Genomic DNA, 25,555 nt, shown 5'->3' on the forward strand with positions numbered 1-25,555 from the left:
CGGAGAACAGGATCACCGGCCGTTCGAACTCGCCCGCCACCTCGCGGAAGATGTGCACGGCCTCGGACTCGAGAGCGTCCAGGTGGGAGAGGGCGAAGCCCTTCTCGCTGGTCACGGTCCTCACACCAGCCCCCGCTCCGCCAGCACCGCGTACACCGCGGCCGCCGATTCCAGCGGGGTCTGCGCCTGTGTCTCCAGCACCAGCGCCGCGTCCACCGGCGGCTCGTACGGGTCGTCGACGCCGGTCAGCCCGGACAGCTCGCCCGCCGCCTGTCTGGCGTACAGACCCTTGACGTCCCGCTCGCTGCACACCTCGACCGGAGTGGCGACATGCACCTCGATGTACGGCGTCCCGCTCGCCTCGTGCCGTTTGCGGACGGCCTCGCGGCTGTCGGCGTAGGGCGCGATGACGGGGACGACGGACAGCACGCCGTTGCGGGCGAGGACCTCGGAGACCAGCCCGATGCGCTGCACGTTCGTGTTGCGGTCCTCGCGGGAGAAGCCCAGGCCCGCGGAGAGGAAACGGCGTATCTCGTCACCGTCGAGGACCTCCACCCGGCGCCCCTCGGCCTTCAACCTCTCACCCAGGTGACGGGCGATGGTCGTCTTCCCCGCGCTCGGCAGCCCCGTGAGCCAGACCGTGGCTCCCTGAGCCTTTGCCGTGGTGGTCATGCGCAACAGTCCTCTTCCTTGCCTTCGGGCGACCTGAGGGACCCTAGGTAAGAAACTTGAGAAGAGGGGCAGAGGAACCTGAGGGTTCCCTTAGCTACCTGTGTCGCGTGTGAGGTCACACCCCGGCGAAGCCGGCCCCCGCGTCCCGCAGCCGCCGGTGCAGGCCCCGGAAGACCGCCGCCGAGCGGCTGCCCGGCCAGTCCTCCGGGAGCAGCCGGGCGGGCAGGCCGGGATCGGCGTAGGGGAGGTGGCGCCAGGAGTCCAGGGCGAGGAGGTAGTCGCGGTAGGCCTCCTCGGGCGGAGTGTCCTCGCGCCGCTCCCAGTCCCGCAGCACGCGCGCGTGGCGGTCGAGGAAGTCCTCGTGCTCCTTGGCGATCGCCGCGAGATCCCACCAGCGGGCCACGGACTCGGCGGTCGGGGCGTAGCCGAGGTGCTCGCCGCGGAAGAAGTCGACGTACGGGTCGAGGCGGAGCCGCTGGAGCACGTGCCGGGCCTCCTCGTACAGCCGCGCGGGCGCGAGCCAGACGCCCGGTGCCGCGGTGCCGAAGCCGAGGCCGGCCAGCCGTGAGCGCAGTACGTGCCGCTTCTGCCGCTCCGACTCCGGCACGGAGAACACGGCGAGCACCCAGCCCTCGTCCTCGGGGGGTTCGACGGCGTAGATGCGCCGGTCGCCGTCCTCCATCAACTGGCGGGCGTCCGGCGACAGTTCGTACCCGGCCGCGCCCTGCGCCGTACGCGCCGGCACGAGCAGCCCGCGCCGTTTGAGTCTGGACACCGACGAACGTACCGAGGGGGCGTCCACGCCGACCGCCGCGAGCAGGCGGATGAGCTCGGCGACCGGTACCGGGCCGGGCACGAAGCGGCCGTAGGCGCCGTAGAGCGTGACGATGAGAGACCGTGGTGCATGCTGGTCGGACACGTTGATCATCTTAGGTCGTCGGCATCACTGCTGGTCACCCCCGGTGCGCAACCTGAACCTCTGGAGCTTGCCGGTCGCCGTGCGCGGCAGCGCGTCCAGGAAGACGATCTCGCGCGGACACTTGTACGGCGCCAACTCCGCCTTCACGAACGCGCGCAGCGCCTCGGCGTCCCGCTCGGCGCCCTCCTTGACCACGGCGTACGCCACCACGACCTGCCCGCGCGCCTCGTCCGTCCGGCCCACGACCGCGGCCTCCACGACGTCGGGGTGGCGCAGCAGCGCGTCCTCGACCTCGGGGCCCGCGATGTTGTACCCGGCCGAGATGATCATGTCGTCCGCGCGGGCGACATAGCGGAAGTAGCCGTCGCTCTCCCGGACGTACGTGTCCCCGGTGATGTTCCAGCCGTCGCGCACGTACTCCCGCTGCCGCGGATCGGCGAGATAGCGGCAGCCGACGGGCCCGCGCACGGCGAGCAGTCCGGGCTCCCCGTCGGGCCTGTCCCGGCCGTCCTCGTCGACCACGCGCGCGTGCCAGCCCGGTACAGGCACCCCGGTGGTCCCCGGCCTGATCTGCTCGTCGGCGGCGGAGATGAAGATGTGCAGCAGCTCGGTCGCGCCGATGCCGTTGATGATCCGCAACCCGGTCCGTTCGTGCCAGGCCTGCCAGGTGGCCGCGGGAAGGTTCTCGCCCGCGGAGACACAGCGGCGCAGGGAGGTGGTGTCGTACGCGTCCAGCTCGTCGAGCATCGCGCGGTAGGCGGTCGGCGCGGTGAACACGACGGAGACCCGGTGTTCGGCGATCGCGGGCAACAGCTGCCGGGGACCGGCCTGTTCGAGCAGGAGCGCGCTGGCACCCGCCCGCAGGGGGAAGACGACGAGCCCGCCGAGGCCGAAGGTGAACCCGAGCGGGGGACTGCCGGCGAAGACGTCGTCCGCCTGTGGGCGCAGCACATGCCGCGAGAAGGTGTCGGCTATCGCGAGCACGTCCCGGTGGAAGTGCATGCACCCCTTGGGGCGCCCGGTGGTGCCGGAGGTGAAGGCGATCAGCGCCACGTCGTCGGCGGCGGTCTCCACGGCGGGGTACGGCGTGTCCGGCGCCGTCCGGTTCAGCAGGTCGTCGGGCGCGTCACCGCCGTAGGCCGTGATCCTGAGCCCCGGTATCTCGGCCTTCGCGAGGTCGTCGACCGCCCGGATGTCGCACAGTGCGTGCCTGACCTGCGCGATCTCGCACATGGTGGCCAGCTCGTGCGGCCGCTGCTGCGCCAGCACGGTCACCGCGACCGCGCCCGCCTTCAGCACCGCCAGCCAGCAGGCCGCGAGCCAGGGCGAGGTCGGCCCGCGCAGGAGCACGCGATTGCCGGGTACGACGCCGAGGTCCCCGGTGAGGAGATGCGCGAGCCGGTCGACGCGGGCGCGCAGGGTGCCGTACGTCCACGTGTCCTCGGTGGGGCTGTGGAACACCGGACTGTCGTCGGGCGGGCCGGTCAGCAGCTCGGCGGCACAGTTCACCCGATCGGGGTACCGCAGCTCCGGTAGATCGAAATGGAGTTCGGGCCACTGGTCCGGGGGCGGGAGATGGTCGCGCGCGAAGGTGTCGACGTGCGCCGAGAGGTTCATGGCGGTTCGCCCCCTGCCTGATGGCTGCCTCGTGGGCGTGGTGAGTGGGCTCGCATCCCGAGCGTATCGTCTTGGTGACGACAGTCAATGGGACGCGATATCGTCGAAGGGTCCAGTGGAGAGAGGGGACCGGCAATGCCCGCATTCTCGCTCGATCCGGTACAAACCGCCTGGTGTGCGGAGCTGCGGGCCATGGCCGCGGAGCGGTTGCGCCCGTTGGCGGAGAAGGGCGAGCCGGGGCGCGTGAACCGGCCGCTGGTCGCCGAGCTCGGCCGGCTGGGTCTGTTGCGGCGGCTGTTCACCTCCGGCGCGCTCGACCTGTGCCTGATGCGGGAGTCCCTCGCCCATGCCTGCACCGAGGCGGAGACCGCGCTCGCGCTACAGGGGCTGGGTGCCCATCCCGTGCACGCGTACGGGACACCGGCGCAACGGGAGCGCTGGCTTTCACCGGTGACCGAGGGCCGCGCGGTGGCCGCGTTCGCGCTGAGCGAGCCGGGCGCCGGGTCGGACGCGGCGGCGCTGGCGCTGCGAGCGGAACGGGACGGGGCGCGCGGCGGCGCGTCGGGCGTCGGTGCTCCCGGTGACGGACCGCGTGCGGATGGCCCCGGTGCCCGGCCGCCCGCGGAATCGCCCGGCGTCGAGGCGGCCGACGGTGCCGGGCCGGCAGGCGGAGCGCTCGGCGCCGAGCCCGACGGTTCCTCCCGCTGGCGTCTCACCGGTGAGAAGTGCTGGATCTCCAACGCGCCCGAGGCCGACTTCTACACCGTCTTCGCCCGCACCACTCCCGGTGCCGGAGCGCGCGGTGTGACCGCCTTCCTCGTCCCCGCCGACCGTCCCGGACTCACCGGCACCGCCCTCGACATGCTCTCCCCGCACCCCATCGGCGCCCTCGGCTTCGACGCCGTGCCCGTCACCGCCGACGACATCCTCGGCGAGCCCGACCGCGGCTTCCGGGTGGCGATGGGCACCCTCAACCTCTTCCGCCCCAGCGTCGGCGCCTTCGCGGTCGGCATGGCCCAGGCGGCCCTGGACGCGACCCTCGCCCACACCGCGCAACGGGACGCGTTCGGCGGCAAGTTGAAGGACCTCCAGACGGTCGCCCACCGGGTCGCCGAGCTGGCCCTGCGCACGGACGCGGCCCGCCTCATGGTGTACGCGGCGGCGACGGCGTACGACGAGGACGCCCCCGACGTCCCCAAGCGCGCCGCGATGGCGAAGCTGCTCGCCACCGAGACCGCGCAGTACGTCGTCGACGCCGCCGTCCAACTGCACGGCGCCCGCGCCCTGCAACGCGGCCACCTCCTCGAACACCTCTACCGCGAGGTACGCGCCCCGCGCATCTACGAGGGCGCGAGCGAGGTCCAACGCGGCATCATCGCCAAGGAGTTGTACGCGGAGACGGAGGCATCCCGGTGAGCACCGAGCGCGTGAACCCGCCCCACCTCTCCCCGCCCGCCGGCTTCTCCCACGCCGTCGTCGCCACCGGCACCCGCGTGGTCTTCCTGGCAGGTCAGACCGCCCTCGACCCCGACGGGAAAGTCGTGGGGGAGGGGCTCGTGGAGCAGTTCGAGAGGGCGCTCACCAATCTGCTGGGAGCGTTGACAGCGGCCGGCGGCACCCCCGCCGACCTCGCCCGCGTCACCGTCTACGCCACGGATGTCGCCGACTACCGCACCCGAGCCGCCGAACTCGGGGGTGTGTGGCGGAGGTTGGCGGGCCGGAACTATCCCGCGATGGCCGTCGTCCAGGTCGTACGCCTGTGGGACGAGGAGGCGCTGGTGGAACTGGACGGCTTCGCGGTCCTGCCCTAGGTCCCGGGGATCAGGCCGCCATGGCCAGTCGCTCGACCGGCCCCACGGCACTCCCGTCCGGCCGCAGTTCACCGGTGTCGTCGAAGAGGATCGCCCCGTCGCACAACAGGCTCCACCCCTGCTCGGGGTGGGCGGCCACGACGTGCGGCGCGGCGGTGTCGGAGGAAGGGCACGAAGGCTGGTGGGAACACATGTCGCACCTCCACATCGGAGGACGATCCCTACGGGTCGTCCGTATGGATAGACCATGCTCCCGCCGAGAACGCATCGGAACGGCCGGACGCCAACCGTGACAACACGCGGACAACACCAGGACCGATCCACGAAGACCGCTGCGGACTCGCCACCGAAGGAGTGACGATCACCCCCTTCCGCGCGCCTGACCGGTACCAGTGGGGGATCCTGTTCCGCTCATTCGGAAGGCATCCCCATGCCCGTACGCCCCGCCCTCGTCCTCGCCGCTCTGCTCCTCCTGGCCGCGGCCCCCACCGCCACCGCCGACCCCTACGAGACGGTCACCGTCGACCCGGCCGGCAGCATCGCCGCCGACGGCACGGTCACCCTCTCCGGCACCTACCGCTGTCTCGGCACCTCGGGCCCGGTCTTCGTGAGCTCCTCCGTGGGGCAGAAGTCCCCGTCCGTCCGCCACGGCATCGGCGGCACCCAGGCCGTCTGCGACGGCGTCGAGCATCGCTGGGAGAACACGGGCAAGCCCTCGCCCGGAGCGCTCGAGCCGGGCGCGGCCCGCGTCGAGGCCACCGTCATGGAACTCGCCCCGCAGGGCGGCCTGCCCCTGCCCCGGTTCCACGCGTCCCGGCAGCAGGACGTCACTCTGACGCAGGGCTGACGGCCGGCCCGGTGCCGCGGCGCTCCGAGACCCGGACGCGAGAACGGCCCCGCGTGCGGGGCCGTTCCGTGGTGCCGTCGGACTCAGATGTCGCGGAAGATCTCGATCTGCGCGCCGACCGAGTTGAGGCGCTCGGCGAGGTCCTCGTAACCGCGGTTGATGACGTACACGTTGCGCAGCACGGACGTGCCCTCCGCGGCCATCATCGCCAGCAGCACGACCACGGCGGGTCGCAGCGCGGGCGGGCACATCATCTCGGCGGCCCGCCAGCGGGTCGGTCCCTCGACCAACACCCGGTGCGGGTCGAGGAGTTGGAGCCGGCCGCCGAGGCGGTTGAGGTCCGTGAGGTAGATCGCGCGGTTGTCGTAGACCCAGTCGTGGATCAGCGTCTTGCCCTGCGCGGAGGCCGCGATGGCCGCGAAGAACGGGACGTTGTCGATGTTCAGACCCGGGAACGGCATCGGGTGGATCTTGTCGATCGGCGCCTCCAGCTTGGAGGGGCGGACGGTGAGGTCCACCAGGCGCGTACGGCCGTTGTCCGCGACGTACTCGGGCGTACGGTCGTGGTCGAGGCCCATTTCCTCCAGGACCGCCAGCTCGATCTCCAGGAACTCGATCGGCACCCGGCGCACCGTCAGCTCCGACTCCGTCACGACCGCCGCGGCCAGCAGGCTCATCGCCTCGACCGGGTCCTCGGAGGGGGAGTAGTCCACGTCGACGTCGATGGTCGGCATGCCGTGCACGGTGAGCGTGGTGGTGCCGATGCCCTCGACCTTGACGCCGAGCGCCTCCAGGAAGAAGCAGAGGTCCTGGACCATGTAGTTGGAGGACGCGTTGCGGATGACGGTGACGCCGTCGTGGCGGGCGGCGGCCAGCAGCGCGTTCTCGGTCACGGTGTCGCCGCGCTCGGTCAGCACGATCGGGCGGTCGGGGGAGATCGAGTGGTCCACCTGCGCGTGGTACAGGCCCTCGGTCGCGGCGATGTCGAGACCGAACCGGCGCAGCGCGATCATGTGCGGCTCGATGGTCCTCGTACCGAGGTCGCAGCCACCGGCGTACGGCAGCTTGAAGTTGTCCATGCGGTGCAGCAGCGGGCCGAGGAACATGATGATCGAGCGGGTGCGGCGGGCCGCGTCCGCGTCGATGGCGCCCATGTCCAGCTCGGCCGGCGGCACGATCTCCAGGTCGACGCCGTCGTTGATCCAGCGGGTGCGCACCCCGATGGAGTTGAGCACCTCCAGGAGGCGGTAGACCTCCTCGATGCGGGCGACGCGACGCAGCACCGTGCGCCCCTTGTTGAGCAGCGAGGCGCACAGCAGTGCCACGCACGCGTTCTTGCTCGTCTTGACGTCGATGGCGCCGGAGAGCCGGCGGCCGCCGACGACCCGCAGATGCATCGGTCCCGCGTAGCCCAGGGAGACGATCTCGCTCTCCAGGGCTTCACCGATTCGAGCGATCATCTCAAGGCTGATGTTCTGGTTGCCACGCTCGATGCGGTTCACAGCGCTCTGACTGGTACCGAGAGCTTCTGCCAGCTGCGACTGTGTCCAGCCCCGGTGTTGCCGGGCGTCACGGATGAGCTTGCCGATGCGTACGAGGTAATCGTCTGCCATGGGGCGAGGCTATCTCAGATATGAGATGGCGCATTCCGAGGGGGTCCGTCCGGGTGACGGACCTGATGGTGCGTCAATGCCGCCTGGCCTTGCGGGTGCGGCGCCATCCGAAAGGTCCGGGCAAATCAACCGATGTCGTATGACGTCCCGTGCTGCTGTGGGTGTGCTTCGGGCCGTGGCTGCCGCCGGTGGTGATGGACCAGGAGCGCCGGTTGATGTTCAGTCGTACGCCGGGAAGGATCCGGAAACTCTTGCGGAACGTGAGGGGCATCTGTGGCTCCCGTCTGAGTCGCGGAAAGTACCTTTCGGTTACCCCGACTTGGCGTACTGATGGCCGAACTCGACGGGCTCTTCGAAGCCGACCGACGTCACCGATGCCGTCGTGACGACGTACCGGTGCCGTGACAGGAGACCGTTCTCGTCCCGCAACTCCAGCACCCCCGCCTCCGGGCACCGCCAGGCGAGCCGGGTGACGTACTCCCCGGCGGGCTGGGCGAGCAGGCTCCACCCCGTCCCGTCGGCGCGCAGCTCGAATTCGGACGTCTCCATCACGCCGTACGCGAAAGGGGAGGTGTCCCAGTGGCCGAGCAGCGCTTCGTCCAGGCCGGTGCGCGAGTTCGCCGCGTCCTGTTCGGCGATGTGCCGGGCTGAGGTGACGGCGGCCTCGCCGAGGTCGACCACGCGTCGCCCGTGCATGAGCGCCCCGAGGCGTCGCGCCTCGTCCCATGGACAGGCGAGCTCGATCCCGACGTAGGAGATGCCGTCCCGGGTGGCCTGATGGAGGTGGAGGCCGGTGGGGCGGGGGCCGGGTGTGCTGCCGAGCGGGAGCGCCATGCCGTCCGGCTGCCGGGCCCGTACGGCGTGCGCGTGCAGCGCGGGCCGGAGGGCGGTCAGCATCCCGGGCAGGTCCGCGACGGCGCGATCGGCCCGGTTCACGCCGCGCCGAAGGCGGGGTTCGGCCGGATAATCACCGGGTGAGCCTAGCCGTGGGGGACATCACAAACGGAGGCGGGGCATGACCATCCCGCGCCCGTGTACTAGAGTTATCTCGACATCGAGATATCTGCCCAGGCGCACCGCAGCCGCCCGCATCGTCACTCCGGCGGTAAGGGTTACCTAACTTAGCCTTACCTTAGCGGATCGGCCAAGATGCCGTGGCGGCAGGATCGTGGTGAGTACGCGCACATCAATGAAGGAGACTGTCGTGTCGGCGAACAGCTTCGACGCCCGTGCCACGCTGAGCGTGGGCGACGAGTCGTACGAGATCTTCCGGCTGGACCAGGTGGAAGGCTCGGCTCGCCTTCCGTACAGCCTCAAGGTTCTGCTCGAGAACCTGCTCCGTACCGAGGACGGCGCGAACATCACCGCCGACCACATCCGCGCCCTCGGCAACTGGGACTCCCAGGCCCAGCCGTCGCAGGAGATCCAGTTCACGCCCGCCCGCGTGATCATGCAGGACTTCACCGGCGTGCCCTGTGTCGTGGACCTCGCCACCATGCGTGAGGCCGTCAAGGCGCTCGGCGGCGACCCGGCGAAGGTCAACCCGCTCTCCCCGGCCGAGATGGTCATCGACCACTCCGTCATCGCCGACAAGTTCGGCACCAACGACGCCTTCAAGCAGAACGTCGACCTGGAGTACGGCCGCAACAAGGAGCGCTACCAGTTCCTGCGCTGGGGCCAGACCGCCTTCGACGACTTCAAGGTCGTCCCCCCGGGCACCGGCATCGTCCACCAGGTCAACATCGAGCACCTGGCGCGCACGGTCATGGTCCGAGGCGGCCAGGCCTACCCCGACACCCTCGTCGGCACCGACTCGCACACCACGATGGTCAACGGCCTCGGTGTGCTGGGCTGGGGCGTCGGCGGCATCGAGGCCGAGGCCGCGATGCTCGGCCAGCCGGTCTCGATGCTCATCCCGCGCGTCGTCGGCTTCAAGCTGACCGGTGAGCTCACCCCCGGCACCACCGCCACCGACCTCGTGCTCACCATCACCGAGATGCTCCGCAAGCACGGTGTGGTCGGCAAGTTCGTCGAGTTCTACGGCGAGGGCGTCGCCGCGACCTCCCTCGCGAACCGCGCCACCATCGGCAACATGTCGCCGGAGTTCGGCTCCACCGCCGCGGTCTTCCCGATCGACGGCGAGACCATCAAGTACCTCAAGCTCACCGGCCGCTCCGAGCAGCAGCTCGCGCTCGTCGAGGCGTACGCCAAGGAGCAGGGCCTCTGGCTGGACCCGCAGGCCGAGCCGGACTTCTCCGAGAAGCTGGAGCTGGACCTGTCGACGGTCGTCCCGTCGATCGCCGGCCCGAAGCGCCCGCAGGACCGTATCGTCCTCGCGAACGCCGCCGAGCAGTTCAAGGTCGACGTGCGCAACTACGTCGACAGCGTGGACGAGGCGGGCCAGGAGTCCTTCCCGGCCTCCGACGCCCCGGCCGTGGCCCCGAACGGCGCCCCGTCCAACCCGGTCACCGTCACCGCCCCCGACGGCTCGACCTACGAGATCGACCACGGTGCGGTGACGGTCGCGGCCATCACCTCCTGCACCAACACCTCGAACCCGTACGTCATGGTCGCCGCCGCGCTCGTCGCGAAGAAGGCCGTGGAGAAGGGTCTGACCCGCAAGCCGTGGGTCAAGACCACCCTCGCGCCCGGCTCGAAGGTCGTCACCGACTACTTCGACAAGGCGGGGCTCACCCCCTACCTCGACAAGGTCGGCTTCAACCTCGTCGGCTACGGCTGCACCACCTGCATCGGCAACTCCGGCCCGCTGCCGGAGGAGGTCTCCAAGGCCGTCAACGACCACGACCTCGCGGTCACCTCGGTCCTCTCCGGCAACCGGAACTTCGAGGGCCGTATCAACCCCGACGTCAAGATGAACTACCTGGCCTCCCCGCCGCTGGTCGTCGCGTACGCCCTCGCGGGATCCATGAAGGTGGACATCACCAAGGACGCCCTCGGTGTCGACCAGGACGGCAAGCCCGTCTACCTGACCGACATCTGGCCGACCGAGGCCGAGGTCAACGACGTCGTGGCGAACGCCATCGGCGAGGACATGTTCAACAAGTCCTACCAGGACGTCTTCGCGGGCGACGCCCAGTGGCAGGCGCTGTCGATCCCGACCGGCGACACCTTCGAGTGGGACCCGCAGTCGACCTACGTCCGCAAGCCCCCGTACTTCGACGGCATGACGATGGAGACCACCCCGGTCTCCGACATCTCGGGCGCCCGCGTTCTGGCCAAGCTCGGCGACTCGGTCACCACCGACCACATCTCGCCCGCCGGTGCCATCAAGGCCGACACCCCGGCCGGCAAGTACCTCACCGAGCACGGTGTGGAGCGTCGTGACTTCAACTCCTACGGCGCCCGCCGTGGTAACCACGAGGTCATGATCCGCGGCACGTTCGCCAACATCCGTCTGCGCAACCAGATCGCGCCGGGCACCGAGGGCGGCTACACCCGCGACTTCACCCAGGCCGACGCGCCGGTGTCGTTCATCTACGACGCCTCGCGCAACTACATCGAGCAGGGCATCCCGCTGGTCATCCTGGGCGGCAAGGAGTACGGCTCCGGCTCGTCCCGCGACTGGGCCGCCAAGGGCACCGCGCTCCTCGGCGTCAAGGCCGTCATCACCGAGTCGTACGAGCGCATCCACCGCTCGAACCTCATCGGCATGGGCGTCCTGCCGCTCCAGTACCCGGAGGGCCAGAACGCCGAGACCCTCGGCCTGACCGGCGAGGAGACCTTCTCCTTCACCGGCGTCGAGGAGCTCAACAACGGCACCACGCCGCGCACGGTCAAGGTCACCACCGACACGGGCGTCGAGTTCGACGCGGTCGTCCGCATCGACACCCCCGGTGAGGCCGACTACTACCGCAACGGCGGCATCATGCAGTACGTGCTGCGCTCGCTGATCCGCAAGTAAGCGGACCGGCAGGCCTGCCGAAGGCCGTCGAGGGCCGCATCCCCGGTGCCGGGGATGCGGCCCTTCGCCGTACCCGCGCACGGATGTCCGGGTCATCACCCACCCACAGGCTGAACACAGGATTCCGCCAGCTCACGGGGACAGAATCGGGACATGACTGGCAGCGCTGGGTACCGAAACGGCCGCGTCCGCGTGCTCATCGTCGACGACGAGCCCGCGCTCACCGACGTGCTCTCCGCGGCCGTCGAGGAGGCGGGCTGGCGCGCCTGTCCGGCACTGGACGGACAGAGCGCGCTGCGGACCGCGCGCGGCTGCGCCCCGCACGCCGTCGTCCTCGACGGGATGCTGCCCGACCTGGACGGCCTCCAGGTGCTGCGCCGGCTGCGCTACGAGAACCCGAAGCTGCCCGTCCTCATGCTCACCGCCCGCGACGCCCTGGAACACCGGCTCGACGGCCTGGAGGCGGGCGCCGACGACTACGTCACCAAGCCCTTCTCCCTGGAGGAGGTCGTGCTGCGGCTGCGCGGACTGCTGCGCCGGGCCGGGGCCCCACACGCCCGCGCCGACGAGTCCGTACGTGTCCTCGGCGACCTCGTGCTGACCGAGGAGACCCGCGAGGTGCACCGCGCCGGGACCCCGCTCCGGCTCACCGCCAAGGAGTTCGACCTGCTGAGCCTGATGCTGGACCACCCGCGCCAGGTGCTCAGCAAGGCACAGATCCTCGACCACGTCTGGAGCACCTCCTTCGACGGCGGCGGCAACCTCGTCGAGGTCTACATCTCCAATCTCCGCCGGAAGATCGACAAGGGCCGGGCGCCGATGATCCACACCGTGCGCGGCCTCGGCTACGCCATCCGCCCGGAGGAGGACGGCAGATGACCGCCCGCCGACGCCTGCGCTCCCTGCGCACCCGCCTGCTCGTCTTCATCGGCGTCACCCTGGCCGCCGTCTGCGCGGCGATGGCGCTGACCACGGTCTTCGTCCAACGCACCTATCTGCTGGGCAACTTGGACGACCGCGTCGACAACGCCGCCCAGCGCAGCCTCGGCGGCGCCCGGCTCCACCCCGAGCAGCAGAACAGCCTCGCCTTCCTCATGGAGAGAGGCCACCCGGCCGGCATGCTCGCCGCCCGCCTCGACGACCAAGGCGGCCTCCTCACCGCCGAGGTGGTCGGCCGGGACGCCAAGCCGACGGCCCTGACCGACACCCAGCGCACCGCCCTCGACGGCATCGCGACGGACGGCTCGACGCACACCGTGACGGTGCCGGATCTCGGGACCTACCGGATCACCGCGGTCGACGGCGACGGTGTACGGGTCCTCGTCGGCCTCCCCATGGACGACGTCCAGCAGATGATCAACGGCCTGGTCGCCGTCGAAGCGGCCGTGGCGGCGGCCGGTCTCACCGTGGCGGGCTGCGTCTGCGCCGTGGTGATCCGCCGCCAGCTGCGCCCCCTCGGCCGGGTCGCCGCCACCGCGGTCGAGGTCTCCCGCGCACCCCTGGACCGCGGCGAGGTCACCGCCCTCACCCGGGTCCCGGCCGGCGACACCGACCCCGGCAGCGAGGCGGGCCAGGTGGGCGCCGCGCTGAACCGGATGATCGACCACGTGGAGTCCTCGCTGTCGGAACGCCGGCGCACCGAGGAACGCATGCGCCGCTTCCTCTCCGACGCGAGCCATGAGCTGCGGACGCCGCTCGCCTCCATCGCGGGCTACGCGGAACTGATGAACCGCGGCACGGACCGGATCGAACCGGTACTGGCCTGGCGCCGGGTCTCCGCCGAGTCGGCGCGGATGACCGGCCTCGTCGAGGACCTGCTCCTGCTGGCCCGGCTGGACGAGGGCCGCCCCCTGCAGTCGGACGAGGTCGACATGGCCGCCTTGGTCGCCGAGGCGGTCTGGGACGCGCGCGCTGCGGGCGGCGACCACGACTGGCAGCTGGAACTGTGCCTCGACGCACCGGCGCTGGTCGTCGGCGACGAGTCCCGTCTGCACCAGGTGGTCGCCAATCTGCTGGGCAACGCGCGGGTGCACACGCCTGCGGGGACGCGGGTGACGGCGGTCGTGGAGGCGAGGGACGACATCTGCCTCGTCCGCGTCCGTGACGACGGGCCAGGCATTGCGCTCGCTCTCCTGCCGACCGTGTTCGAACGTTTCACACGGGCGGATGTGTCCCGGACGCGCAGTGAAGGGTCGATGGGCGGGTCTGGGCTGGGCCTCGCGATCGTGGAGGCGATAACAGCGGCGCACGGCGGAGGGATCGATGTGCGGAGCGAGCCGGGGCGTACGGAGTTCCGTATCGAGCTGCCGCTTGCAGGCGAGTCCGTGGGCGTCCTGGGTTATGTCAACTCGCCAAGAACTGTGAGTACTTGAGCCAACAGATACTCAAGGTGGTTTGTGGGGAGGGCAGTTGGGAACGCCGACGAAGCGGCTACTTGATGCGAGACAGGGCGGTCGCAATGACGTATGGCATATCGACAGGTTCGGGTATGGCTGTGGTGGGCTGGGATCATTTACGCTGGGCATGTAGTAGCTGTGTGTAGTCTCGCAAGTGCCGCGCGTGGTTCTTTGCCCTGACGTTCGGGGGTACTTGCCTGCGGCAGTGCGTAGCCGCCCATTAGCATGGACGGGCACTGCCCAGGTGCATCGGGGGAGCAGGAGGGGCTGAGGTGGTGCATAGGGGGAAACCCTTGTGGCGCAGGAGCAGTAGGTGTGGCAATGAGTCCGAGTGCGTGGAGGTCGCTGTGTGTGAGGACCGAGTGCTCGCCCGTGACTCCAAGGAACCCCTTCGCTCGTTCGTTCAGTTCACCGCTCCCGTCTGGACACGGTTCCTTCGCGCGGTGACGCAGGGGGCGTTAGAGGGTTCGTGAAGTTCTTGACCGGCCATCGGCAGTAGGTAGGGGGCCTGTATGGGTGCCGAGGCATCTGCGGTGCGTCATTCGGGGAAGAAGAGGGGGAAACGGGAGGCGGTCATCGGTGGCGCCCTGGCTTTTGCGCTCGCTGCCGGCACGCTGGCTACGCTGGCGGCTGCCCTCGCCTCCCTGCTCGTCGACAGCCTGCTCGCCAAGAGGATCCTGTGGGTGACCGTGGCCGTCGGTATGTCCGTCGGGGCGGGTGTGTGGAAGGCCAGCCATGTCATGGTGACGTCATCTGATTCGGGTCGCCTCCCGGAGGGTTCTGGGACGCGGGCGCCGCGGTAGGAGTGCCGATCGCCCGGCGGCGCTTGAACCACCGTGTCACCCACCGTGCCACCAGGCCGGTGAGTCCGGAGGCGCAGAGGAAGGTGCCCACGACTGTGCCTATTCGGGACCACGGCAGTTTCAGCTCTCCGGCCGCTTGCACGACCACGACTATCGCTCCGACCACTATCGCGAGGGCGATCAGTGCGAGCGTGCCGAGTATCGTCACAAGCTTCAGCTTCACGGTGCCGCGGGCGTTCTCGATCTGGACCAGGCGGTCCGTCTCGGACTGGTTCTTGATGGCCTGTGCTTTGAGCTCCTCGTCGTTCAGCCCTGCTGCTCCGCCGAGCAGAGTGGTGACCCACTGTTGTAGGCCCTGAGATATCGACCTGACGACCACGTCGGTCCTCCCCTGGCTTCACCGCCAGCCATGGGCGCCGCAGATCTAGCGGGCCCCGAGGTCTTGCTTGATGCGATCGATCAGGTCGCGAGACTCGATGTCACCGAGCGCCAGTTCCGTGATCGTGTGGAAGCACTCCTGGTAACGGGCCAGCAGTTCCAGGTCCTCGCCGCCGGTCATGCTGCCGGCGGCATGCTCCAGGTACAGCAGATCGTCGTCGTCGGGGAAGCTCAGCAGGACGAAGCTACCCAGAGTGCTGTAGTGCGCCCCGGCGTCGAACGGCAAGATGCGGAGCGTAATGCCGTCGCGTGTGCCGAAGTCGAGCAACTGATCCAACTGCCCATTCAGAACTTCCCTTCCGCCGATCTGTCGTCGCACCGCGGCCTCGTCCAGCACGAACGTGGTGACCGGCCTGCCGGAGCCGTCGAACATCCGCTCCTGACGTTCCATCCTGAGGTCCACGACCCGCTCGGCCCGCTCGGGCGCGAGGCCGCGGGGGGCCAGCAGCGCCTCCGCGTACGCACGGGTCTGCAGATGGCCGGGGATGACGATGGGGTGATACGTGTTCAGGGACGTGGCGGCGCTCTCGTAGCCCAGATACTGGGCGAACTGAGGAGTGACCACGTCGTGGTACTTCGACCACCAACTCGCCCCTTTGCTACCCCGGGCCGCCTGTTCGAGTTCGTGTACCTCGGCAGGGTCGGTGATGCGATAGAGCGTCACCAGCGCGCGCAGATCGCTGACGGACACGCTGACCGTACCTGTCTCCACCCGGATCAGTTTCGACTGGGACCACTCCACCTGTTCGGCTGCCTCGCGCTGAGTCAGGCCGACACGCTCGCGCGCCTGTCGCAGTGCGAGACGTAGTTTGCGCCGGTTCAGACTGGGGTCCACGGGGGTCATCGCCGCTCCTTCGCCCGTGCACGTACCCTGAACCTGATCGGCCATGCACAGAAAGTTCCTAGCTATTAGCTCCTCTCATTATGCCTCTAGCAAAGAGGATAGAGCTAAAAGCCACGAGCGTGTTGGCGGCGGTGTCGATGGGGCGACGTCAACTCCATGAGGCCCCTTGAGCTGCGTCCGCACGATGGGTCGCACCTAGGAAGAGAACGCCGGAACGGGTGTTTGTGCTCCGAAGAGTCGTGCTCCAGTTCCGAGGTGTCGAAGCAAGGGAGCTCGAAGGGCGCACGAAAACCTCTCAGGGCGTGCCGAGTTGCGCTCGGCGCACGAGATGGGCGCTCGAGGTGTACGGCGTGAAGTCGAGAATTCCGGGCGCTACCGGTGAGGTCATCGAGACGTGGAGCGACCGCTGTTCAAGGGGCCCCGCGCCTGCCCCGGGTGAGGTGGTCGAAGCCGTCACGCGGTCGTGCTCCGGTGTCTGCCCTTCAGGTCCGCCTCCGGTTCCGCTTCCGGAGTCGAACGGCCACTCCCCACCACGCCCTAGACGGCCACCTCTCACGCGCCACCCGTTTACAGCCGCCCCCGTTCGCGCTAACTTCCGCAACAGGCGGGGTGGGAGCGCTCCCATATGGCGGACCGGAACCTGCCCCAGGGAATCCCCCCACCCCGCTCATCCGCACGCACGCATCCCGCACGGCCCGTACCTCAAGGAACGGACTGGACTGTCATGATCATGACAAAGTCAGCGGCGTCCCCAGGTCGCCGATTAGCCCTCCCCACCCGCGCCAGAGCCCTCTTCCTCGTCCTGGTCTCCCTGCTCGCCACGATCCCGGCCATCACGCTGGTGATGTCGACCGGCGGTCCGGCGGAGGCCCACGGCACCCCGATGAAGCCCGCCAGCCGTACCTTCCTGTGCTGGCAGGACGGACTGACCGACACCGGCGAGATCAAACCGGTCAACCCGGCCTGCAAGAACGCACAGGCGGTCAGCGGCACCACGCCGTTCTACAACTGGTTCTCCGTACTGCGCTCCGACGGTGCCGGACGCACCCGCGGCTTCGTGCCGGACGGCGAACTGTGCAGCGGCGGCAACACCAACTTCACCGGCTTCAACGCCGCCCGCAACGACTGGCCGTTGACCCATCTCACCTCGGGCGCGACCGTCGACTTCTCCTACAACGCCTGGGCCGCGCACCCGGGTTGGTTCTACGTCTACGTCACCAAGGACGGCTTCGACGCGACGCAGACCCTCACCTGGGACGACATGGAGGACCGGCCCTTCCTCTCCGTCGACCACCCGCCGCTGAACGGCAGCCCGGGTACGGTCGAGGCCAACTACTCATGGTCCGGGCAGCTTCCGGCGAACAAGTCGGGCCGCCACATCATCTACATGGTCTGGCAGCGCTCGGACAGTGCGGAGACCTTCTACTCCTGCTCCGACGTCGTCTTCGACGGCGGCAACGGCGAGGTGACCGGTATCCACGAACCGGGCAACCCGAGCGAGCCGGTGCCGGGCACCTGTACCGCGACCCGTAGGACCACGGGCAGTTGGAGCGGCGGCTACCAGTCCGAGGTGACCGTCACCAACTCCGGCGATGTCCCGATGCTGGGCTGGATGGTCGACTGGACGCTGCCGGGCGGCCAGAAGGTGAACAGCCTCTGGAACGGCAACGCGACGTACACCGGCCAGGACGTGATGGTCCACAACGCCAACTGGAACGGATCCCTCGCTCCAGGCGCGAGCACCACGTTCGGCTACGTCGTCGAAGGCGGCGGCAGCGACACGGCAACGAACCTTCCCTGTCGGGTGGGTTGAGCCGAAGCGGACCCGGTGGGCGTGAGCCGCTGCCCGCCGGGTCCGCGCACCCGGTCATTCCCCGGGGAGTCGTCGGTTCACGCGGCACCGCCGGCCCCGGCTCACACCGGATACGTCCCCTGGAACCCCAGTCGCGCGTCCGCCCCCTCGCCCACGGACGTCAGCAGGTCGTCGAGGTCCAGGAACTCCTCCCACACCGTCCGCCCACTCGCCGCGGCCAGCTTCCTCACGACCAGGTCCTCCAGCTCCGGCACCCGTTTGTTCTTCCAGATCTTGTCGGCGAGGCTCACCAGCAGATCCTCGATGCCGAGGTCCGGCAGGGTCCAGGTGGCGTGGGTGGCGGCGAAGCGGGCCAGGTGGGGGGCTGTGCCGTGGGAGAGGAGCAGCTCGCGGCCGGCGTCCTCGTGCGCCGAGCCCGGGCCGGAGAGCTCGGCGGTGTGGGCCGTCTTGCCGATGTCGTGCGTGGCCGCGCCGAACAGCACGGCCTCGCGGTCGAGCGGGAGCCCCGGGTGCCGTCGCGACACCCACTCGACGAGCTCGTACGCCACGTCGTGCACCGCCCGCAGATGGGCGGCCAGGCGGGGCGGCGCGTCGAGTTTCCGCAGCAGTTCCGCCGCCCGGTCCGGCAGCGGACGCAGCGGCGGGTCGCCAGGGTCCTGGAGGGCGCGAAGGAGGAGATCGGTGCGAGTCACGCGGACAGGCTAGGCGCGGAGGCCTGCTTTCGGTGCCCGATTCACAGGCGCCAGGTGGCCTGAGCGGACCCGGTGGGCATCCCCACCGGGTCCGCGGGCCGGGCAGGCGAACGGGGGGAGTCCCTGCCCGGGTGTCGGTTGGTCTGTGGCGACGCCGTGATGCCGCGATGTCGCGTCCGTGCGGTGTCGGACAACGTTGTCTAGTGGTCTAAACCTCACTCTATCGCGTCAATGGAAGGCGAAGTCAAGCGAGTTGGCGTTGCCCCGGCCGGGTGGTGCCTCCGCGTGGCAGAACCCCCGCCCACCGGCCCCGTGGTACGGCTGGCGCACGTGATGTCCCTGATCCTCGCCGTCGCCCTCACGCTCGCCGGCGTCACCCCCACCGCCCCCGCCGCGCCGCCCGGACTCGTCGACGACCCCACGCCGTACGTCGACCCGCTCATCGGCACCAGGAACGGCGGCAACGTCTTCCCCGGCGCCGTCACCCCCTTCGGCATGCTCTCCTGGAGCCCCGAGAACACCTGGGGCGACGCCACCCGCACGGCGGCGCCCGGCGGCTACCACCACGACGCCACCCGCATCCGGGGCTTCAGCCTGACCCACATGTCCGGCACGGGCTGCGCGGGCGGCAGCGGCGACATCCCGTTCTTCCCGTACGCCGGTGAGGTCACCACCTCGCCCGCGAGCGACACCGGGAACGCGGTGTACGCCGCCGACTTCCGCCATGCCGACGAGACCGCCGAGCCCGGCCACTACGAGGTCGCCCTCGCGTCCGGCGTCACGGCCGACCTGACCGCCACCACCCGCACCGGCTCGGCCCGCTTCAGCTACCCGGACGGCAAGCCGGCCTCACTGCTGATCCGTACCGCCGACTCCGAGGTGGGCTCGACCGCTTCACGGATCGACATCGACCCGGCAGGCCGCAGGGTCTCCGGCTCCGTCACCTCCGGGAACTTCTGCGGTCACCTCGACCCCGAGGGCCGACGCGCCTACTACACCCTCCACTTCACCGCGCACTTCGACCGCGCCTTCAAGTCGACGGGCACCTGGGAGGACGAGCGCCTCGTTCCCGGCTCCCGGCAGGCGTCCGGCGGCACCGGCGGTTTCGCGAACGGGGGACGGCCCGTCGCGGGCAAGGGCGCGGGCGGCTACGTCGAGTTCGCACCCGGGGCCGGACCGGTGAACGTCAAGGTCGGTATCTCCTACGTCAGTCGCGCGGGCGCCGAGGCGAATCTGGCGGCGGAGAACCCGTCGTACCGCACCTTCGACGACGTACGGAAGGCCGCCCGCGGTGCCTGGCGCGACCGGCTGGACGCGATCCGGGTCGGCGGTGGCACGGATGCCGAGCGCACCACCTTCTACACCGCGCTCTACCACTCCCTCCTCCATCCGAACGTCATCAGTGACGTCGACGACCGATACCGCGGCGCCGACGGCGAGGTGCACACCACGGCCCGCGGGGCCCAGTACGGCACCTTCTCCGGCTGGGACGTCTACCGCGACCAGGTGCAGCTGCTCACCCTGCTGGAGCCGGACACCGGCTCCGACATCGCCCAGTCCCTGTACGAACTGGCCGAGCAGAACGGCGGCATCTGGGACCGCTGGCTGCACGGCGCGAGCGGCACCCATGTCATGAACGGGGACCCGGCACCCATCGCGCTCGCCGGTATCCACGCTTTCGGAGGCACGGACTTCGATGTGCGTGGTGCGCTCGCCTCGCTGGTGAAGGCGGCGACCGTGCCGACCGGGCAGGACCTGTCGTCCGCCGGGCGGCCGGTGCTGTCGGTCGGTCAGCGCCCGTCCCTGGACAAGTACCTGAAGCATCACTACATGCCGTCCGTCTCCCACGCCTGGGGCGGGGCGGCCGAGACGCTGGAGATGTCGGGCGCCGACTTCGCGCTCTCCCAACTGGCCGCCGTGGAAGGCGAGAAGGGCACGGCGACGGACTTCGCCGGGCGCTCCCAGTGGTGGCAGAACAGCTTCAACCCGGCGGCCCATCCCAGCGGCGGCTACATCGCCGACCGCAACGCCGACGGCAGCTGGGTCACCGGCTTCACCCCGGGCACGGGCCAGGGGTTCGTCGAGGGTACGGCGGCGCAGTACACCTGGATGGTCCAGCACAACCCGGCCGGGCTCTTCGCCGCGATGGGCGGCAGGGGCGAGGCGGTGGCGCGGCTCGACGGCTTCTTCCGTGCCGAGGACGGCGGTTGGGCCCTGACCGGCAGTGGCGGGGAGAAGGCCGAGCTGGACAACGAGCCGTCGATCAACGTCCCCTACCTGTACGCCTACGCGGGCGCCCCGTACAAGACGCAGGAGACCGTCCGTGCCGCGATGAGGCAGCTCTGGTCGGCGCGGCCGGGCGGCATCCCGGGCAACGACGACCTCGGCGCGATGTCTGCCTGGTATGTCTTCTCGGCGCTCGGCATGTATCCGCAGGTCCCCTCGCGGGTCGACCTCGTCCTCGCCTCACCGCTGTTCCCGCGGATCGAGATCGACCGGCCGGGCGGCGGCGACATCGCCGTCAGAGCGGAGGGCGCCGCCGCCGACTCGCCGTACATCCACTCCCTGAAGGTCAACGGCCGTGTGAGCAACCGTCCTTGGCTGCCCGCCGCCTTCGTGCGGGATGGCGGCCGGCTGGACTACACGCTCTCCGGCACCCCGGACCGGTCCTGGGGTGCCGCCCCTGAGGACGCCCCGCCGTCCTTCCGCGAGGGCGAGCAGCCGTACCAGATCGGTGTCGGCCCGACCACGGCGACGCTCGCCCCGGGCGGCAGCACGAAGGTCGGCGTCAAAGCCCTGCCGATGGGCGGGGGCGAGGTGCGATTCCGCGTGGAGACGCCCGAGGGCATCACCGCGACTCCCGCCGAGGGCAGGGTCGTCGAGGGAACACGGGAGATCGTGCTGACGGCCGGCAAGGGCATCGAGCAGGGCTTCTACGACGTGAAGGTCGCCGTGACCTCCTACGTCCAACCCGTGGCCCTGACCGTCGCCGCACCCGGCACCCTCCTCGCCGCCTACAACGGCACCGGCGTCTCGGACGACTCCGGCGACCACACCGAGGCCGACTTCGACGGCGGCGGCTGGAGCTACTCCCGGCAGGCGCTGGCCGCGGCGGGGCTGACGCCGGGTGCGCGGGGCACGGTCGGTGCCCTGGCCTTCACCTGGCCGGACTCGCCGAGCGGGCGGCCGGACCATGCATCGGCCGCGGGACAGACCGTGCAACTGGACGAGCCAGTAAGCCAGTTGTCCCTCGTCGGCAGCGCGGTCCTCGGCAACCGGCGGTCCGAGGCCACCGTCACCTACACCGACGGCACCACCGACACGACCGACCTGTCCTTCACCGACTGGACGAGGGGCGGGGGCGGCGGCAGTGTCCGGTACGGCAACGAGGTCGTCGCCGAGGCCGCGTACCGGAACATCGCGGGAGGCGGAAGGGATCAGGTCGCGACGTACGTCTTCGCCACCGAGCCGTTCACCGCGCCGGCGGGCAAGCGCATCGCGAGCGTGCGGCTGCCGGACGATCCGCGACTGCACGTGTTCACGCTCGCGGTCGGTTGACCTACGGGCCGGCGCGGGAGACGAGCTCGAAGGTGAGGGGCTCGGACGCGTGCGGGTCGATGACGAATCCCTGGCCCTCCTCCTCGGCCCACGTCCCGGCCGGCTGATCGACGTGGGCCACGACCAGCGTGGTGCGCGGCCGGGGGAGCCGTCCCCGGTCCGCCGGCGGGTCGTGGCTCTCAATGTCGAGGACCCGGATCAGGGTCTCGGGCACGCCGACGAGGCAGGTGTCCCCGGCCGACAGCTCCCAGGGCTTCGGCTCCGTGTGGAAGACGCCCTGCCACCACTCGAGGGAGTCCGGGTCGGTCGGCATGGCGACCTGGCCGTCCCACCGGTACCGCGAGTCCGGGTCGATCTCGGCCCACGGCCAGACGATGAAGGCGTACCGCCCCGCGACCCTGGCCACCTTCGCGGGGGTCCACGGGCAGGTCACGCGCAGAATGTCGCCCACACGGTGCTCGGGGCCGTCGGTCACTGTCTTCTCCACCCGCGCATCGTAGGGCGTGAGCCTTCCGTCAGCCCGCCAAGGTCCGGTGCAGCCAGTCCAGTTGGCGGCGCACCTGCACCGCGTCCCCGCCCTCGTGCCCGTTGTACGGATAGGCGTGGATCTCGGTGCGCGGGCCGGCGCCGGACAGCTCGGCGTAGCGGTTGAAGGCGGCGTACGCCCCGCTCGGCGGGCAGACCGTGTCGCGCAGGCCCACCCCGAAGTGGGCCGGGGCGTGGGCGCGGCGGGCGAAGGAGATGCCCTCCATGTAGGCCAGCGTGCGGTGGGCGGCCTGCTCGGAGCCGCGGTGGACGGAGAGGTACGCGGTGATCTCGCCGTACGGGCTCGCGTCGGTGAGCTCCAGGGCGCGGTGGATGCCGCACAGGAAGGGTGCGGTCACCAGCGCGGCCGCCAGGTCCGGGACGAGCCCCGCGACGGCCAGCGCGAGGCCGCCGCCCTGGCTGTTGCCGGCGGCGGCGACGCGTCCGGCATCCACCCCGGGCAGCTCACGGACGGCCGTGACCGCGCGTACCGCGTCCGTGATGAGGCGGCGGTAGTGGTAGTCGTGCGGGGCGAGCAGACCGCGTACCGCCGGGCCAGGGCCGCCGGGTGTCCGCGCGTGCGGGTCGGGGGTGTGGCCGCCGTTGCCGTACTGGTCGCCCTGGCCGCGGTTGTCCATGAGCAGATGGGCGTATCCGGCGGTCACCCAGGTCAGGCGCTCGTGGGGGAGGCCGCGGCCGCGGCCGTACCCGGCGAACTCGACCACTGCGGGCAGGGGTTCGGGCACGCCCGCCGGTCGGCTGAACCAGGCGCGCACCGGGTCGCCCGCGAAGCCCCGGAAGGTCACGTCCCAGGTCTGCGTCAGACGCAGACCGGTCTCCACCGGCCGGACCGACACCAACACCTCGGGCTGCGCGGCCTCCTTGAGGGTCTCGTGCCAGAACTCGTCGAATTCGGCGGGTTCTTCGGGGAGCGGGCGGTGGTGCACCAGTTCCGTCAGCGGCAGGTCGAACGCGGGCACGGGCACCTCGCAGGAGTCGGACGGCAGAGGGAAACTTGCGGAGATCAAAGTGCCGGTTCTCCGTGTTCTACCCCACGCGGACGAGACTTCAACTCCACACGCTTGCCCCAAGAGCCCGCTGCGGCACCCATTGACAGCGCTTTCCGAGTGCCTTTAGGTTGCCGCGAAGTTACCGGTAAGAGCTCGAAAGTTTCGGTTCAACTCCCCCCTCCTGTGAGGACCGAGCATGAGCACCTCCACCAAGTCGGCCTCTCCGCCCGGCATCCAGGGCCCACCGGACCCCGGCCCACCGCCTCCGCCCTCCGCCCGCGTGCCCTGGAGACGGGCACTGCGCCGCGACTGGCAGCTGTACTCGCTGGCGCTGCTGCCGCTGCTGTTCTTCCTGGTCTTCCGCTATCTGCCGATGCTCGGCAACGTGATCGCGTTCCGCCGCTTCCAGCCCGGCGGCTCGATCTTCGGCGAGCAGTGGGTGGGCCTGCGCTACGTCGAGATGTTCCTCAGCGACCCCACCTTCTGGCAGGTGTTCCGCAACACCCTGTGGATCGGCGGGCTCACCCTCGTCTTCTGCTTCCCGATCCCGATCGTGCTGGCCCTGCTGCTGAACGAGGTACGCCGGCGTTCCCTGAAGCGGTTCGTGCAGTCGGTGTCGTATCTCCCGCACTTCCTGTCGATGGTGATCGTCGCCGGCATCACCCTGCAGATGCTCGCCACGGACGGCCCGGTCAACCACGTCCTGGGCTGGTTCGGCCACGACCCGATCCGGTTCATCCAGGAACCCGAGTGGTTCCGCACGATCTACGTCGGCTCCGAGATCTGGCAGACCGCCGGCTGGGGCACGATCCTCTACCTGGCCGCGCTCACCACCATCGACGAGGACCTGTACGAGGCCGCGCGCATCGACGGCGCCAACCGCTGGCAGCAGATCTGGCACGTCACCCTGCCCGGCATCCGCCCCACCATGATCACGCTGCTGATCCTCAACATCGGCACGTTCCTCGCGGTCGGCTTCGAGAAGGTCCTGCTGCTCTACAACGCGCTGACCTATCCGACCGCCGACGTGATCTCCACCTACGTCTACCGGACCGGTGTGGAGTCCAGCAGCTTCAGCTACGCCGCCGCCATCGGCCTGTTCGAGGCGATCATCGGCCTGGTGCTGATCGTCTCCGCGAACCAGCTGTCGCGCCGCACGGTGGGGACCAGCCTGTGGTGAGGCCGAGCCGTTCCTACCGGGTCTTCCAGGGCGTCAACGGGGTGGTCCTCAGCCTCGTGGTGCTGGTGACCCTGTACCCCTTCGTCAACATCGTCGCCCGCTCCTTCAGCGGGGAGCGGCAGATCCGGGCCGGTGAAGTGACCCTGTGGCCCAAGGGGTTCAACCTCACCACGTACAAGATCGTGTTCCAGGACTCGATGTTCTGGCGCAACTACGGCAACACGGTGTTCTACACGGTCGTGGCGACCGCCGTGGCGATGGTCCTGACGACCTGTTACGCGTACGTCCTGTCGAAGAAGCAGCTCAAGGGGCGTACCGCGCTCGTCGGTGTCGCGGTGTTCACCATGTTCTTCACCGGCGGCCTGATCCCGCAGTACGTCCTGATCACCAGCCTCGGCCTGAAGAACAGCGTGTGGGCGATCGCGCTGCCCAACGCGATCAGTGTCTTCAACCTCCTGGTGATGAAGGCCTTCTTCGAGAGCCTGCCGGCCGAACTGGAGGAGGCCGCGCAGATCGACGGCCTGAGCACCTACGGCATCCTGCTCCGGATCGTGCTGCCGCTGTCCAAGGCGGTCGTCGCGACGATGGTGCTCTTCTACTCGGTGTCCTTCTGGAACTCCTGGTTCAGCGCGTTCCTCTACATGGACAGCACCGATCTGATGCCGGTCACGGTCTATCTGCGCAACCTCATCCAGGGCGCCACCGGAGGCTCCAACGCGGGAGCCGGCACGGAGCAGCTCAGTCAGGTCGGGGCGAACATCCAGGCGGTCACCATCGTGCTCACCGCGCTGCCGATCCTCTGCGTGTACCCGTTCGTCCAGCGCTACTTCGTCTCGGGCGTGATGCTCGGCGCGGTCAAGGGCTGACGCTCACTCAATTCACCTACGGAACAAGG

At 69.8% G+C, this 25,555-nt stretch carries 23 protein-coding genes and 1 pseudogene; 11 read left to right on the plus strand and 13 right to left on the minus strand.

Features of this window, described 5'->3' with window-relative positions; all coding sequences use genetic code 11:
• The 4 genes and pseudogenes from ACIOHP_RS36670 to ACIOHP_RS36685 form a co-directional block, all read right to left on the minus strand.
• Nucleotides 1-124, minus strand: a pseudogene (locus ACIOHP_RS36670) (sulfate adenylyltransferase small subunit); the annotation flags it as partial.
• Complete coding sequence (gene cysC, locus ACIOHP_RS36675) at nucleotides 121-744, minus strand: adenylyl-sulfate kinase (RefSeq protein ID WP_361548277.1); 624 nt, start codon at nucleotides 742-744, stop codon at nucleotides 121-123. The gene cysC and the pseudogene ACIOHP_RS36670, both read right to left, overlap by 4 nt.
• 43 nt (nucleotides 745-787) lie before the next feature.
• Nucleotides 788-1,600: a PaaX family transcriptional regulator C-terminal domain-containing protein gene (locus tag ACIOHP_RS36680; protein WP_361547832.1), complete on the minus strand. Its 813-nt coding sequence runs from the start codon at nucleotides 1,598-1,600 to the stop codon at nucleotides 788-790.
• A 15-nt stretch (nucleotides 1,601-1,615) separates the two neighbouring features.
• Nucleotides 1,616-3,292: an AMP-binding protein gene (locus tag ACIOHP_RS36685; RefSeq protein ID WP_401894442.1), complete on the minus strand. Its 1,677-nt coding sequence runs from the start codon at nucleotides 3,290-3,292 to the stop codon at nucleotides 1,616-1,618.
• 51 nt (nucleotides 3,293-3,343) lie between these two features.
• Here ACIOHP_RS36685 and ACIOHP_RS36690 point away from each other — a divergent pair, with 51 nt between their 5' ends.
• Together ACIOHP_RS36690 and ACIOHP_RS36695 are read left to right on the plus strand one after the other, a co-directional pair.
• A complete protein-coding gene (locus ACIOHP_RS36690) occupies nucleotides 3,344-4,624 on the plus strand; it encodes an acyl-CoA dehydrogenase family protein (protein ID WP_401894166.1) in 1,281 nt (426 codons plus the stop codon).
• Nucleotides 4,621-5,019, plus strand: coding sequence for a RidA family protein (locus ACIOHP_RS36695; RefSeq protein ID WP_401894168.1), 399 nt, complete (start codon nucleotides 4,621-4,623; stop codon nucleotides 5,017-5,019). The genes ACIOHP_RS36690 and ACIOHP_RS36695 overlap by 4 nt, the downstream gene beginning before the upstream one ends.
• A gap of 10 nt (nucleotides 5,020-5,029) precedes the next feature.
• Here the strand turns inward: ACIOHP_RS36695 and ACIOHP_RS36700 are convergent, their stop codons facing one another.
• The gene (locus ACIOHP_RS36700; protein WP_361547844.1) at nucleotides 5,030-5,212 is read right to left on the minus strand and encodes a DUF5999 family protein; all 183 of its coding nucleotides are present in this window, start codon (nucleotides 5,210-5,212) and stop codon (nucleotides 5,030-5,032) included.
• 237 nt (nucleotides 5,213-5,449) lie between these two features.
• Between ACIOHP_RS36700 and ACIOHP_RS36705 the strand changes: the two genes are divergently transcribed.
• Nucleotides 5,450-5,866, plus strand: coding sequence for a DUF6299 family protein (locus tag ACIOHP_RS36705; RefSeq protein ID WP_361547847.1), 417 nt, complete (start codon nucleotides 5,450-5,452; stop codon nucleotides 5,864-5,866).
• An 83-nt stretch (nucleotides 5,867-5,949) separates the two neighbouring features.
• On the opposite strand, the gene ACIOHP_RS36710 is transcribed toward ACIOHP_RS36705, so the two are convergent.
• The 3 genes from ACIOHP_RS36710 to ACIOHP_RS36720 all read right to left on the minus strand — a co-directional run bounded on the left by ACIOHP_RS36710 (nucleotide 5,950) and on the right by ACIOHP_RS36720 (nucleotide 8,415).
• Entirely contained in the window at nucleotides 5,950-7,479 is a 1,530-nt protein-coding gene (locus ACIOHP_RS36710; protein WP_266821227.1) for a UDP-N-acetylglucosamine 1-carboxyvinyltransferase, read from the minus strand.
• A 73-nt stretch (nucleotides 7,480-7,552) separates the two neighbouring features.
• On the minus strand, nucleotides 7,553-7,750 hold the full coding sequence (locus tag ACIOHP_RS36715; RefSeq protein WP_401894170.1) for a DUF4236 domain-containing protein: 198 nt from the start codon (nucleotides 7,748-7,750) through the stop codon (nucleotides 7,553-7,555).
• A 38-nt stretch (nucleotides 7,751-7,788) separates the two neighbouring features.
• Nucleotides 7,789-8,415: a hypothetical protein gene (locus ACIOHP_RS36720; protein WP_401894172.1), complete on the minus strand. Its 627-nt coding sequence runs from the start codon at nucleotides 8,413-8,415 to the stop codon at nucleotides 7,789-7,791.
• A 268-nt stretch (nucleotides 8,416-8,683) separates the two neighbouring features.
• Here ACIOHP_RS36720 and acnA point away from each other — a divergent pair, with 268 nt between their 5' ends.
• From acnA to ACIOHP_RS36740, 4 genes are all read left to right on the plus strand, one after another.
• The gene (gene acnA / locus ACIOHP_RS36725; protein WP_401894174.1) at nucleotides 8,684-11,401 is read left to right on the plus strand and encodes an aconitate hydratase AcnA; all 2,718 of its coding nucleotides are present in this window, start codon (nucleotides 8,684-8,686) and stop codon (nucleotides 11,399-11,401) included.
• A 153-nt stretch (nucleotides 11,402-11,554) separates the two neighbouring features.
• On the plus strand, nucleotides 11,555-12,280 hold the full coding sequence (locus ACIOHP_RS36730) for a response regulator transcription factor (RefSeq protein WP_401894176.1): 726 nt from the start codon (nucleotides 11,555-11,557) through the stop codon (nucleotides 12,278-12,280).
• Nucleotides 12,277-13,773 (plus strand): ATP-binding protein, encoded by a 1,497-nt coding sequence (locus ACIOHP_RS36735; RefSeq protein ID WP_401894177.1) that lies wholly within the window; start codon nucleotides 12,277-12,279, stop codon nucleotides 13,771-13,773. The genes ACIOHP_RS36730 and ACIOHP_RS36735 overlap by 4 nt, the downstream gene beginning before the upstream one ends.
• 371 nt (nucleotides 13,774-14,144) lie before the next feature.
• Nucleotides 14,145-14,270, plus strand: coding sequence for a DUF397 domain-containing protein (locus ACIOHP_RS36740; protein WP_401894178.1), 126 nt, complete (start codon nucleotides 14,145-14,147; stop codon nucleotides 14,268-14,270).
• A 265-nt stretch (nucleotides 14,271-14,535) separates the two neighbouring features.
• Here the strand turns inward: ACIOHP_RS36740 and ACIOHP_RS36745 are convergent, their stop codons facing one another.
• Nucleotides 14,536-14,979, minus strand: a complete 444-nt coding sequence (locus ACIOHP_RS36745) for a hypothetical protein (RefSeq protein WP_401894180.1) — start codon at nucleotides 14,977-14,979, stop codon at nucleotides 14,536-14,538.
• Nucleotides 14,980-15,024: 45 nt separating this feature from the next.
• Nucleotides 15,025-15,882, minus strand: coding sequence for a helix-turn-helix domain-containing protein (locus ACIOHP_RS36750; RefSeq protein ID WP_401894181.1), 858 nt, complete (start codon nucleotides 15,880-15,882; stop codon nucleotides 15,025-15,027).
• A gap of 730 nt (nucleotides 15,883-16,612) precedes the next feature.
• Between ACIOHP_RS36750 and ACIOHP_RS36755 the strand changes: the two genes are divergently transcribed.
• Entirely contained in the window at nucleotides 16,613-17,695 is a 1,083-nt protein-coding gene (locus tag ACIOHP_RS36755; protein ID WP_401894183.1) for a lytic polysaccharide monooxygenase, read from the plus strand.
• 101 nt (nucleotides 17,696-17,796) lie between these two features.
• Here ACIOHP_RS36755 and ACIOHP_RS36760 read toward each other — a convergent pair whose 3' ends face one another.
• Nucleotides 17,797-18,387 (minus strand): HD domain-containing protein, encoded by a 591-nt coding sequence (locus ACIOHP_RS36760; RefSeq protein WP_401894185.1) that lies wholly within the window; start codon nucleotides 18,385-18,387, stop codon nucleotides 17,797-17,799.
• A 333-nt stretch (nucleotides 18,388-18,720) separates the two neighbouring features.
• Here ACIOHP_RS36760 and ACIOHP_RS36765 point away from each other — a divergent pair, with 333 nt between their 5' ends.
• Complete coding sequence (locus ACIOHP_RS36765) at nucleotides 18,721-21,945, plus strand: GH92 family glycosyl hydrolase (protein WP_401894443.1); 3,225 nt, start codon at nucleotides 18,721-18,723, stop codon at nucleotides 21,943-21,945.
• A 1-nt stretch (nucleotide 21,946) separates the two neighbouring features.
• Here the strand turns inward: ACIOHP_RS36765 and ACIOHP_RS36770 are convergent, their stop codons facing one another.
• Nucleotides 21,947-22,432 (minus strand): hypothetical protein, encoded by a 486-nt coding sequence (locus ACIOHP_RS36770; RefSeq protein ID WP_401894188.1) that lies wholly within the window; start codon nucleotides 22,430-22,432, stop codon nucleotides 21,947-21,949.
• A 28-nt stretch (nucleotides 22,433-22,460) separates the two neighbouring features.
• Nucleotides 22,461-23,450, minus strand: coding sequence for an acetylxylan esterase (locus ACIOHP_RS36775; protein ID WP_401894191.1), 990 nt, complete (start codon nucleotides 23,448-23,450; stop codon nucleotides 22,461-22,463).
• 226 nt (nucleotides 23,451-23,676) lie between these two features.
• Between ACIOHP_RS36775 and ACIOHP_RS36780 the strand changes: the two genes are divergently transcribed.
• Both ACIOHP_RS36780 and ACIOHP_RS36785 read left to right on the plus strand, forming a co-directional pair.
• Nucleotides 23,677-24,660: an ABC transporter permease gene (locus tag ACIOHP_RS36780; RefSeq protein ID WP_401894194.1), complete on the plus strand. Its 984-nt coding sequence runs from the start codon at nucleotides 23,677-23,679 to the stop codon at nucleotides 24,658-24,660.
• On the plus strand, nucleotides 24,654-25,526 hold the full coding sequence (locus ACIOHP_RS36785; protein WP_351678264.1) for a carbohydrate ABC transporter permease: 873 nt from the start codon (nucleotides 24,654-24,656) through the stop codon (nucleotides 25,524-25,526). Before ACIOHP_RS36780 ends, ACIOHP_RS36785 begins: the two co-directional genes overlap by 7 nt.
• The last annotated feature ends 29 nt before the right edge of the window (nucleotides 25,527-25,555 follow it).

This window comes from Streptomyces sp. NPDC087859, assembly GCF_044742595.1.
Classification (GTDB): domain Bacteria; phylum Actinomycetota; class Actinomycetes; order Streptomycetales; family Streptomycetaceae; genus Streptomyces; species Streptomyces canus_F.

Coding starts and splice junctions, on each gene's coding strand:
- ACIOHP_RS36680 (WP_361547832.1), bottom strand. CDS start 1,600: ATGATCAACGTGTCCGACCAGCATGCACCACGGTCTCTCATCGTCACG.
- ACIOHP_RS36690 (WP_401894166.1), top strand. CDS start 3,344: ATGCCCGCATTCTCGCTCGATCCGGTACAAACCGCCTGGTGTGCGGAG.
- ACIOHP_RS36700 (WP_361547844.1), bottom strand. CDS start 5,212: ATGTGTTCCCACCAGCCTTCGTGCCCTTCCTCCGACACCGCCGCGCCG.
- ACIOHP_RS36705 (WP_361547847.1), top strand. CDS start 5,450: ATGCCCGTACGCCCCGCCCTCGTCCTCGCCGCTCTGCTCCTCCTGGCC.
- ACIOHP_RS36710 (WP_266821227.1), bottom strand. CDS start 7,479: ATGGCAGACGATTACCTCGTACGCATCGGCAAGCTCATCCGTGACGCC.
- ACIOHP_RS36715 (WP_401894170.1), bottom strand. CDS start 7,750: ATGCCCCTCACGTTCCGCAAGAGTTTCCGGATCCTTCCCGGCGTACGA.
- ACIOHP_RS36730 (WP_401894176.1), top strand. CDS start 11,555: ATGACTGGCAGCGCTGGGTACCGAAACGGCCGCGTCCGCGTGCTCATC.
- ACIOHP_RS36735 (WP_401894177.1), top strand. CDS start 12,277: ATGACCGCCCGCCGACGCCTGCGCTCCCTGCGCACCCGCCTGCTCGTC.
- ACIOHP_RS36750 (WP_401894181.1), bottom strand. CDS start 15,882: ATGACCCCCGTGGACCCCAGTCTGAACCGGCGCAAACTACGTCTCGCA.
- ACIOHP_RS36755 (WP_401894183.1), top strand. CDS start 16,613: ATGACAAAGTCAGCGGCGTCCCCAGGTCGCCGATTAGCCCTCCCCACC.
- ACIOHP_RS36765 (WP_401894443.1), top strand. CDS start 18,721: ATGTCCCTGATCCTCGCCGTCGCCCTCACGCTCGCCGGCGTCACCCCC.
- ACIOHP_RS36780 (WP_401894194.1), top strand. CDS start 23,677: ATGAGCACCTCCACCAAGTCGGCCTCTCCGCCCGGCATCCAGGGCCCA.